This window comes from Paraburkholderia sp. (assembly GCF_035656215.1).
Classification (GTDB): Bacteria; Pseudomonadota; Gammaproteobacteria; order Burkholderiales; family Burkholderiaceae; genus Paraburkholderia.
Genome location: NZ_DASRSY010000279.1, coordinates 1 through 10,512 on the forward strand (window position 1 = coordinate 1; position 10,512 = coordinate 10,512).

Here is a 10,512-nt window from a genome sequence, read left to right on the forward strand (position 1 = left end):
CCACGGATCGAAGGTCAGATAAAACTCGAACACGCGCGTCGCCAGTTGCCAGCCGATTACCTGCGCACCGAGCGCCGCCATCAAACCCGCCAACGCGCCAACCGCCACGAATTCGGCAATCTGCACCGCGCGCACCTGGCGATGCGAGGCCCCCAGCGCGCGCAGCAGCGCGGATTCTCGCATACGCTCATCGCGGGTGCCGGCCAGCGCCGCGTAGAGCACCAGCACACCGGCCGCAAGCGTGAACGCGAACAGGAATTGCACCGCGCCGATCACCTGCTGCAACACGCGCTGCACCTGCGCCAGAATCGGACCGGTGTCGATTGCCGTGAGGTTCGGATAGGCGGCGATCAGCCCGTCGATGGTCGATTGCTTTTCCGACGGTAAATGGAAGCTCGTGATGAACGTCGCGGGAAAATCCTGCAATGCGGCCGGCGGCATCAACACGAAAAAGTTGACCTTGAACGAGCCCCAGTCGAGCTTGCGCACACTCGTCACCGGCGCGTCGATTTGCAAGCCCGTCACGTCGAAGCGCAGCGTATCGCCGGGCTTCACATTGATCAGCTTCGCGAGCCCCTGCTCTATTGAAATCTGCGGCGTCTTCGTGTCGCCATACCATGTGCCGGCAGAGAGGCGATTGTCGTCGGGCAGCTCGGTCGTGTACGACAGATTGAATTCGCGATCGACGAGCCGCTTCGCATCGTCACCCTTGAACGAATCCGGATTGACCGGTTTGCCGTTGATGGCGATCAGCCGACCGCGCACCATCGGCGAGAGCACCGTGTCGGGCACGCCGTGTGTGCTCAGATAGTGCGTGACGGCGTCGCGCTGGTCGGGCTGGATGTCGATGATGAATTCGTTCGGCGCATCGGGCGGCGTCGATTTGCGCCAGCCGGCCACCAGGTCGTTGCGCGTCATCGCGATCAGCAACAGGCACATCAGGCCGATGCCTAGCGCAGTGATCTGCAACGCACTCGCACCGCTGCGCCGCTCCAGCGATGCCAACGCGTAGCGCCAGCCAATGCCCGCATTCACGCGCTCGCTGCGCACGAGACGCGACGCGCCCCACAACGACAGCCGCGCGATGCACGCGAACACCAGCAGTCCACCGGCGAAGCCGCCCGCCACGATGCCACCGAGCTTCAACTCGCCCGCTGCGACGATCAGGAGTGCAGCAAAGAGCACAATGCCGAGCGCGTAGGCGGCCCAGGCGGTGCGCCCCGCTTCGCCCCATTCGCGACGCAGCACGCGCACCGGCGGCACGCGCGTCAGCGGCAATAGCGGCGGTAACGCGAAACCGAGCAACAGCACGAGACCGGCGGCGATCCCTTCGAGCGCGGGCCACGCGGTTGGATACGGTAACGCGACGTCGATCAGACTGCCGAGCCACGTCAGCAACGCCAGGTGCCCCAGATAACCGAGCGCCACACCGAGCGCGCCGCCGATCAAACCCAGCCCCACGAATTCAAGCGTGAACAGTGTGCGCAGCGTGACCTGGCTGACACCAAGACAGCGCATCGCCGCGCAGCCGTCCAGATGTCGGCGCATATACCGATGCGCGGCCATCGCGATCGCCACCGCCGCGAGCAACGCGGTGAGCAGCGAGACCAGCGTGAGGAAGTGACTCGCGCGGTCGAGCGTCTGGCGCACTTGCGGCTGCCCGTCCTGCAAGGACTCGAGCGCGACGCCGCGCATCTTGCCGCCGTCCACCTTGTCATGCGCGAATTGGGCGAAGCGCGCCACGGAGGCATCCGCGCCCGCCACCAGCAACCGGTAAGTCACGCGGCTACCGAAGGTGATGAGGCCGGTCGATTGGACATCGTCGGCACGCAGCATCAAACGCGGCGAAAAATTGATGAACGAGAAACCGCGGTCGAGTTCGCGGGTGATGATCGCACCGATCGTGAGGCTGCGATTCCCTACCTTCACGGCGTCGCCGACATGCAGCTTCAATGCATCGAGCAGTGCCTGGTCGACCCATACTGTGCCCGGCGCCGGAATCGATTGTGTGGGATGGTCCGCCGCGCCTGGCGCCGAAGCAATCCGCAATGCGCCGCGCAACGGATAACCGGGCGACACCGCCTTGATGGCAGCCAGCCGCGAGACCGGCTCTGCGCCGGTCGAGTTGATCATGCTGGGGAAGATCGCCGTGGTGGCAGTATTCAGACCGAGCGCCCTGGCTTGCTGCGCGAACTGCGGATCGACCGGATGATCGGCGCGAACGATGAAATCGGCGGCGATCATGCGCCGCGCATCGCGCTCGAGTCCCTGATGCAAGCGGTCAGCCAGAAAGCCGACACTCGACAACGCCGCGACGGCCAGTACCAGCGCCAGCAGCAGCATCGTCAGTTCGCCGGCGCGCCAGTCGCGCGCCGTCATGCGGATCGCCTGGCGCAACAGATCCCTACCGCCCAACCGGCGCGCTGCATCGGCACGCGCCGTCACACCTCGTCCCGTATCGCTCAATCGTGCCTGCTCCTGGCAAAGCGCGACACCATGTGCGTCGCCATCCCGCGAAAACCGCCCTGCACACCGCGCCACAGCCGCGGCAACGCCCAGCCGGCCAGCATCAGGAAACCCACCATCAACACCAGGAACAGAACGGGCACGAACAGCGCGAGCAGCATGCCGCCAAATACGAGACCGTCTTCAGCAGTCGAGGTCACGACATTGGACACCGGTTCCGGCGACAGGTTGATCAGCGCGCGCGTGCCCGCTTTAGCCAGATGCGCGGTGCCGGCCAACGTGCCGCCCGCGAGTGCCGCGACCGTCAGCAGCGCAGGATCGGCATGGCCGAGCGCGCCGGCTGCCAGTACCGCACCGGCGGGAATGCGGATAAAGGTATGGATCGCGTCCCATAAGGAATCGAACGCGGGGATTTTGTCGGCGAGAAATTCAGTGACCGTCAGCACGCCGGCTACGCCGATCACCCATGGCGACGACAGTGCGGACAGCGTATCAGGGAGATGAATGAAGCCGAGACGTGCAAACACCCCGGCCAGCAGGACTGTCAGATAGAGGCGCAGACCGCTGCCCCACGAGAGGCCCGCAGCAAGCGAAAGTGATTCAAGCATGGCCGCCTCCGGGCGCGCTGTGCGTGCCGGGCGCTTCGACGGGCAAAGGAAAGGGAACCGCCGCACCGAAGTCGTCAGACCCGCGCCAAGCCGGCCGCGCCAAATAGGACGCGGGCAATTTCAGGTTGGATTCAATCCCATTATAGCCACGTTAATTCGCAGAACGCAGAGCGGCTAACAAATGGCGGGCTCTAATTGCGTGCGGTTTGAGCGCATGCGGACACGATAGCCGGGCCCGGCAGCAACGGCTTAATGCCCCGACGACAGCTTCAAACCGATCAATCCGATCACAATCAGCGCCGCACTCGCCACCCGCGCGGCCGTCAAAGCCTCGCCCATCATGACGATGCCGAAGATAAACGCGCCCACTGCGCCGATCCCCGTCCACACGGCGTAGGCCGTGCCGAGCGGCAACTGGCGCATGGCCATGGCGAGCAGCACAAAGCTGCCGAGCGCGGTTACGATCGTGAACACGGACGGCCAGAGCCGGGTGAAACCGTCAGAGGTTTTGAGACCGGCCGCCCACGCGACTTCAAGCAAACCGGCAATCAGCAGAAGAATCCAGGACATGAGACAACTCCATGGTCAGATGGGGCCGTCCCCGTTCGAGCAGATGCGCAAGGTCGTCCTTACGAACTGTAATTATACCAAAATAGCGTCAAACCGTGCCAACCAGCCGGTATCCCACGCCCGTTTCCGTGACGATATGCTCCGGCTGCGCCGGATCGCGCTCCAGTTTGCCGCGCAGATGTGCCATATAGATACGCAGATAATGGTGGCTCTCGACATGCGATGGCCCCCATACATCGCGCAGCAATTGCCGGTGCGTCAGCACGCGGCCGGCGTGGCGTACCAGCGTCGCGAGCAGGCGATATTCGATCGGTGTGAGATGGATCGCGGCGCCGTCGCGGCTCACCTGGCGCAACGCCAGATCGACCGTCACCGCGCCGAAGCGCACCACCGGCGATTCATTCGCACCACCTTGATTCCGGCGTCGCATATGCGCGCGGATCCGCGCCAGCAATTCGGAGACGCCGAACGGCTTGGTGAGGTAATCGTCCGCGCCGGCATCGAGCGCGGCGACTTTCTCGGTTTCCTGGGTCCGGGCCGACAGCACGATGACCGGCAATTCGCTCCAGCCGCGCAACTCGCGAATCACGTCGAGACCGTCCGTGTCGGGCAGGCCGAGATCGACGATGACGAGATCGGGTTTGCGCGTCGCGGCTTCGACAAGACCTTGCTTGCCGGTCTCGGCATCGTGCACGACGATGCCCTCGCGTTCCAGCGCGGTTCGCACGAAGCGGCGAATCTGCTTTTCGTCTTCAATCAGGACGACAGTGATGCTCGGGTCACTCATGGCTGGGCTTGGAAAGCGGGTTAGGCGTTAAATCGAGGTCGGGCAACGCGTCGGCGCCTTCGTCTTCCAGCGCGTCCGGTGCTTCGGGCGGTGTTTCCACCGGCAGCGTGAACCAGAAGCGCGCGCCTTCGAGGCGGCCGTCCGCGGACATGCGATTGAGCGCGCCGATTGTACCGCCGTGCGCTTCCACGATTGCGCGGCAGATTGCGAGGCCGAGGCCGATGCCCGGTTTGGCCGACTCTTTCTCGCCGCGTGTGAATTTCTCGAACACACGCGCCTCCATGCCGACCGGCAGACCGGGTCCGTTGTCGTCGACCGCGACGCGTACGAACGACTTGCCGTCGGCGTCGAGACGTTGCGCGCCGATCGTCAACGGCGTGTCCGGCGCGGTGTATTTGGCCGCGTTCTCGAACAGATTCGAAAAGAGCCGCTCCATCAGCACGGCATCGAGGTGCAGCAGCGGCAAATCCGCGGGCAGCTTCACCTGCACCGGATGATTCGCCAGCACGCGTTTGCATGCGCGCAGCGCGGCGCCCACCGTTTCTTCGAGCAGCGTCCACTGCTGGTTCAGTTGCAGGCTGCCTGCCTGCAAGCGCGCCATGTCGAGCAGATTGGTGACGATGCCGGTCATGCGCAGCGCTTCTTCGTGGATCGCTTCGACGAGATCGTCGCCGGGTTGCGCACCGGGATGCGCCTCACGCGATTGCGCCAGCATCGACGAGAAGCCGACGATCGTGGTCAACGGCGTGCGCAGGTCGTGCGAAATCGCGGACAGCAGCGAATTGCGCAAACGCTCCGACTCCATGTTGACGAGCGCGTCACGCGCAATGTCGACGTAGTGCACCCGCTCCAGAGCCAGCGCGATTTGCGCGGCGAATGCGTCGAGCATGCGTTGCTGCTCGGGCACATCCAGCTCGCGCTCATCGCGCATCACGACCGCGAGCACACCACGCGTGCGCATCGGCGCCTTCAGCGGCAGGTATAGCGCGGCGGCGGCCGGCAGCGTATCCGTGCCTTGCCCGGCCGGCTTCTGTTGATCGTAGACCCACTGACCGACATCGATATCGAGCATCTCGCCTTCGAGCGTGATCGCCGCGTCGGGGTCCTCGATCTTCTGCTTCACCTGATCGGCGCTGTCCGGCAACAGAACCGCGACGCGCGCGCCGAACACTTCGCTCACATGCCGGCTGCCGATGCCGACGATCTGCTCGGTGGTGAGCGCGGCAGCGAGCTCACGCGCCATCGCGTACATCGCGCCGGTGCGTTGCTCGCGCCGCCGCGCCACGCTCGCCTCGCGGCGCAAACTCGACGTGAGATGGCTGATAACGAGCGACGTCAGCAGCATACCGATGAAGGTCAGCAGATACTGCGTATCGGACACCGACAGCGACATGCGCGGCGGCACGAAGAAGAAATCGAACGCGGCCACGCTCATGAACGACAGCACGACGCCCGGTCCGCGCCCCAGCTTCACGGCCGTGAAGATCACGCCAAGCAGGTACAGCATGACGAGGTTGGTCAGATCGATATGATCGATCAGTTGGCTCGACAGCAGCGTAATCGCCGCGCAAATCGCCAGCGCGATGCCGTAGGCGCGCGGCGGCGAACGGCGTTCGCGCGCCGTGCTCAGCGCCTCGCGCCACGCATTCGCCGTGGTATTCAGCAAGCGGCGCTGCTCACCGCCATCACGTTCGGACGACGCGCGAATCAGCGTGAGATCGAGATCGCCCGCGCGTTCGGCGATGCGCTCGCCAAGCGGCCGGCGCAGCCAGCGCTGGACACCGGTGCGCGCCGACGCACCGGCCACCAGCTTCGAGACGTTGCGAGCCTGTGCATAACCGATCAGTGCGGCGACCGCATCGGTGCCCGCGAGCGTCGCGGTTTCGGCGCCGAGTTCGGCAGCAAGCTTCAAGGCATTCAGCGTGCGTTCGCGGCGCGCGTCGGGCAAGCGCTGCAACGCGGGCGTTTCCACATAGACGGCGATCCAGTCGGCTTTCAGGCTGGCGGCGAGGCGTGCGGCCGCGCGCACCAGCATCGGCGCTTCCGGGCCGGGGCCGATGCATACCAGCAAGCGCTCACGCGCCTGCCAGATCCGCTGGATCGAACGATCGGCGCGATATTCCCGCATCTGCGCGTCGACCCGATCGGCGGTACGGCGCAATGCCAACTCGCGCAACGCGATCAGATTGCCCTTGCGAAAGAAGTTGCGCACCGCGCGCTCGGCCTGCTGCGGCAAATACACCTTGCCGTCGCGCATCCGGTCGAGCAGTTCCTCCGCGGGCAAGTCGACTAGCGTGACTTCGTCGGCACGATCGAACACGCGGTCGGGCACCGTCTCCCAGACGCGAATGCCGGTGATCTGGCCGACCACGTCGTTCAGGCTTTCGAGGTGCTGGACGTTGACCGTGGTGTAGACGTCGATGCCCGCATCGAGCAGTTCGTACACGTCCTGCCAGCGCTTCAGATGCCGTGCGCCCTGCACGTTCGAATGCGCGAGTTCGTCGACGAGAATCAGTTGCGGCTTGCGGGCGAGCGCGGCGTCGAGATCGAACTCGCCGAGCTTGCGTCCGCGATACTCGATATGCGCGAGAGGCAGCACGTCGAGACCGTCGAGCAGCGCAGCGGTTTCGCTACGGCCATGCGTTTCGGCAATGCCGACCACCACGTCCGCGCCTTCATCGGCACGGCGCCGCGCGGCCTGCAACATCGCATAGGTCTTGCCGACGCCCGCCGACGCGCCGAAGAAAATCTTCAGCCTGCCCCGCTGACGTTTCTCTTCGTCGCGTTGCAGCTTGTCGAGCAGTTCGTCAGGATCGGGGCGGTTCATGCTCAATGGTTTTCATAGTAAGGCGAGCGATAGTGCATGCATGGTGGCACGGCAGCGGCCGCGCCGCAAATGGCAGTGGCGGTCACGCCAGTTGCCGGTTGCAGGGTGCACCGCGATACATCGGGCACCCTGGCGAGCCGCTGCAACTGCGGAGCCACGAACAAATGGCGAAGGCGGCACCGCATGGGCGCCGCCTCTTCAAACCACGGTGCTCAACTGCGCTGAGCGACGCTTATCGACGTCGAGTCACGCTCAACCGTGTTTCATCTCATCCAGTGCCAGGTTCAGTTGCAGCACGTTCACGCGCGGCTCCCCCAGAATGCCGAACTGACGGCCGCTCGTATAGCGATCGACCAGCGCTTGCACATCGTTCGTAGCGAGCTTGCGCGCTTTGGCGACGCGTTCGATCTGATACGCAGCGGCAGCCGGGCTGATCTCGGGATCGAGACCGCTACCCGAGGACGTCACCAGATCGACCGGCACCGGCTGCGACATATCCGTGCCGGCAGCCTTCAACGCGTCGATGCGGCCTTTGACCTCATCGAGCAGCGCTGGGTTGGTCGGCCCGAGGTTCGAACCGCCCGAGCTCTGCGGGTTGTACGGCATTGGGCTGGTGGCCGACAGACGGCCCCAGAAGTACTGCGGCGCGTCGAACTGCTGGCCGATCAGCTTCGAACCGACCACCTTGCCGTCCTGCTCGAGCAGGCTGCCGTTGGCCTGATCATGGAAGGCCGCCTGACCGACGGCGGTCATCACGGCGGGATAAGCGAGTCCGGTGACGGCGGTCAATACCGCGAAAATCACGATCAACGGACGGAACAGATTTTTCATGATGGGTAACTCCTCTTAAGCTGCCGCTTCTCAAACCCAGCCGAATGCGGCCAGCACCATATCGATCAGCTTGATGCCAATGAACGGCACGATGATCCCGCCCAGACCGTAGACCAGCAAATTACGGCGCAGCAGGATTGCCGCGCCCAGCGCCCGGTACTTCACGCCTTTGAGTGCCAGCGGAATCAGCAGCACGATGATCAGCGCATTGAAAATCACCGCCGACATGATGGCGGAGGCCGGCGTGGCCAGATGCATCACGTTCAGCGCGTTCAGTGCCGGATAGGTGGTCGCGAACGCAGCCGGGATGATCGCGAAATACTTGGCGACGTCGTTCGCAATCGAGAACGTAGTGAGCGAGCCGCGCGTCATCAGCATCTGCTTGCCGATCTCGACAATCTCGATCAGCTTGGTCGGATTCGAATCGAGGTCGACCATGTTGCCGGCTTCCTTCGCCGCCTGCGTGCCGGTATTCATTGCCACCGCGACGTCGGCCTGCGCGAGCGCCGGAGCGTCGTTGGTGCCGTCGCCGGTCATTGCGACCAGACGTCCTTCGGCCTGGTGCGCGCGAATCGTGGCGAGCTTCGCCTCCGGTGTGGCTTCGGCGAGAAAATCGTCGACGCCTGCTTCTGCAGCGATCGCCGCTGCCGTCAGCCGGTTGTCGCCCGTCACCATGATGGTCTTGATACCCATCTTGCGCAGTTCGGCGAAGCGCTCCTTGATGCCGCCCTTCACCACGTCCTTCAGTTCGATCACGCCGAGCACGCGTGCGCCCTGCTCGCCTTTCTCGGCGACCACCAGCGGCGTGCTGCCGCGACGCGCGACTTCGGCGACCGCGGTGCTGACTTCGTTCGGGAAACGCCCGCCATTCGCTTCGACGTAGTTCTTCACCGCGTCGGACGCGCCCTTGCGGATTTCACGGCCAGGCAGATCGACACCGCTCATCCGCGTTTGCGCCGTGAAGGCGAGGAACTCCGCCTTCAGCGAGGCCATATCGCGTTGACGGATGTTGAAACGCTGCTTGGCCAGCACAACGATGCTGCGACCTTCCGGCGTTTCGTCGGCGAGCGACGAAAGCTGAGCGGCGTCCGCCAGCGCTTCTTCGGTCAAGCCTGGCGCCGGCACGAACTGCGATGCCTGGCGGTTACCGAGCGTGATCGTGCCGGTCTTGTCGAGCAACAGCACGTCGACGTCGCCAGCCGCTTCCACTGCGCGGCCCGAGGTGGCAATCACATTCGCCTGCATCATCCGGCTCATGCCGGCCACACCGATCGCCGACAACAACCCGCCGATGGTGGTCGGAATCAGACACACCAGCAGCGCGACCAGCGCGGTAATCGTCACCACGTGACCGGCTTTTGCAGCTTCGACCGAAAACATCGAGAACGGCAGCAGCGTGGCAGTCGCCAGCAACATCACGATAGTCAGCGCGACCAGCAGAATCGTCAGTGCGATTTCGTTCGGCGTCTTTTGACGCTTGGCGCCTTCGACCATCGCGATCATGCGGTCGAGGAAGGCTTCGCCCGGATTAGCCGTGACGCGCACGACGATCCAGTCCGACAGCACGCGCGTGCCGCCCGTCACCGACGAAAAATCGCCGCCCGATTCGCGGATCACCGGTGCGGATTCGCCCGTGATCGCCGATTCGTCGACCGACGCAACGCCGTCGATCACTTCGCCGTCGGCCGGAATCACGTCGCCGGTTTCGACCAGCACGACGTCGCCTTTACGCAGATCGGACGCCGTCAAAACGCGAATCGGCGACTTCGGATGCGGCTCGTTGAGCTTCTTGGCCATCACGTCTTTCTTCGCGCTGCGCAGCGACGCTGCCTGGGCCTTGGAACGGCCTTCGGCGAGCGCCTCCGCGAAGTTCGCGAACAGCACCGTGAACCACAGCCACAAGGTGACCGCGAGAATGAAACCCGCGGGCGCCTCGGCCTGGCCGCCGAGCGCAGCGATCCAGAGAATGGTCGTCAGAATACTGCCGACGTACACGCAGAACATCACCGGATTACGGAACTGCGTGCGCGGCGTGAGCTTTTTGAAGGAGTCCACGATCGCCGGGCGCACCAGCGCCGGGTCGAACATGGACCTGGTTGCATTATGTTCAGTCATTGAATCCTCGAATTTCCCGTTTGCGCGTGTTCACTCGTTGGTCGCTGGTGTCATCTCAACGGGCGGCCTCAATGGGCGCCCATCATCAGATGTTCGACACCAGGTCCGAGCGCGAGCGCGGGCACATAAGTCAGCGCGCCAACCAGCAGCACCGTGCCGAGCAGCAGCACGACGAACAGCGGGCCGTGCGTCGGCAACGTGCCGCCAGTCACACCGATGCGCTTCTTCGATGCCAGCGAACCGGCGATCGCCAGCACCGGGATGATCGTGCCGAAGCGGCCGAACCACATCGCAATCGCCGTGAGCCA

8 protein-coding genes are annotated in these 10,512 nt (G+C 64.4%); all 8 read right to left on the reverse strand.

The genetic code is table 11. The annotated features are described in order from the left end of the window. Positions 1 to 2,466 (reverse strand): ABC transporter permease (locus VFE81_RS15665; RefSeq protein ID WP_414695602.1); only part of this gene is annotated, 2,466 nt, incomplete at its 3' end. Beyond that, entirely contained in the window at positions 2,463 to 3,074 is a 612-nt protein-coding gene (locus VFE81_RS15670; protein ID WP_325045469.1) for a DUF4126 domain-containing protein, read from the reverse strand. The genes VFE81_RS15665 and VFE81_RS15670, both read right to left, overlap by 4 nt. Before the next feature lie 249 nt (positions 3,075 to 3,323). After that, entirely contained in the window at positions 3,324 to 3,644 is a 321-nt protein-coding gene (gene sugE, locus VFE81_RS15675) for a quaternary ammonium compound efflux SMR transporter SugE (RefSeq protein ID WP_325045470.1), read from the reverse strand. Between the two features lie 88 nt (positions 3,645 to 3,732). After that, a complete protein-coding gene (gene kdpE / locus VFE81_RS15680) occupies positions 3,733 to 4,431 on the reverse strand; it encodes a two-component system response regulator KdpE (protein ID WP_325045471.1) in 699 nt (232 codons plus the stop codon). Next, positions 4,424 to 7,258 (reverse strand): DUF4118 domain-containing protein, encoded by a 2,835-nt coding sequence (locus tag VFE81_RS15685; protein ID WP_325045472.1) that lies wholly within the window; start codon positions 7,256 to 7,258, stop codon positions 4,424 to 4,426. The genes kdpE and VFE81_RS15685 overlap by 8 nt, the downstream gene beginning before the upstream one ends. A gap of 252 nt (positions 7,259 to 7,510) precedes the next feature. Beyond that, positions 7,511 to 8,089 carry a potassium-transporting ATPase subunit KdpC gene (kdpC, locus tag VFE81_RS15690; protein ID WP_325045473.1) on the reverse strand — a complete coding sequence of 193 codons (579 nt, stop codon included), beginning with the start codon at positions 8,087 to 8,089 and terminating at the stop codon, positions 7,511 to 7,513. Positions 8,090 to 8,119: 30 nt separating this feature from the next. Then, entirely contained in the window at positions 8,120 to 10,204 is a 2,085-nt protein-coding gene (gene kdpB, locus VFE81_RS15695; RefSeq protein ID WP_325045474.1) for a potassium-transporting ATPase subunit KdpB, read from the reverse strand. Positions 10,205 to 10,272: 68 nt separating this feature from the next. After that, positions 10,273 to 10,512 (reverse strand): potassium-transporting ATPase subunit KdpA (locus VFE81_RS15700; RefSeq protein ID WP_325045475.1); only part of this gene is annotated, 240 nt, incomplete at its 5' end.

Coding starts and splice junctions, on each gene's coding strand:
- VFE81_RS15670 (WP_325045469.1), bottom strand. CDS start 3,074: ATGCTTGAATCACTTTCGCTTGCTGCGGGCCTCTCGTGGGGCAGCGGT.
- sugE (WP_325045470.1), bottom strand. CDS start 3,644: ATGTCCTGGATTCTTCTGCTGATTGCCGGTTTGCTTGAAGTCGCGTGG.
- kdpE (WP_325045471.1), bottom strand. CDS start 4,431: ATGAGTGACCCGAGCATCACTGTCGTCCTGATTGAAGACGAAAAGCAG.
- VFE81_RS15685 (WP_325045472.1), bottom strand. CDS start 7,258: ATGAACCGCCCCGATCCTGACGAACTGCTCGACAAGCTGCAACGCGAC.
- kdpC (WP_325045473.1), bottom strand. CDS start 8,089: ATGAAAAATCTGTTCCGTCCGTTGATCGTGATTTTCGCGGTATTGACC.
- kdpB (WP_325045474.1), bottom strand. CDS start 10,204: ATGACTGAACATAATGCAACCAGGTCCATGTTCGACCCGGCGCTGGTG.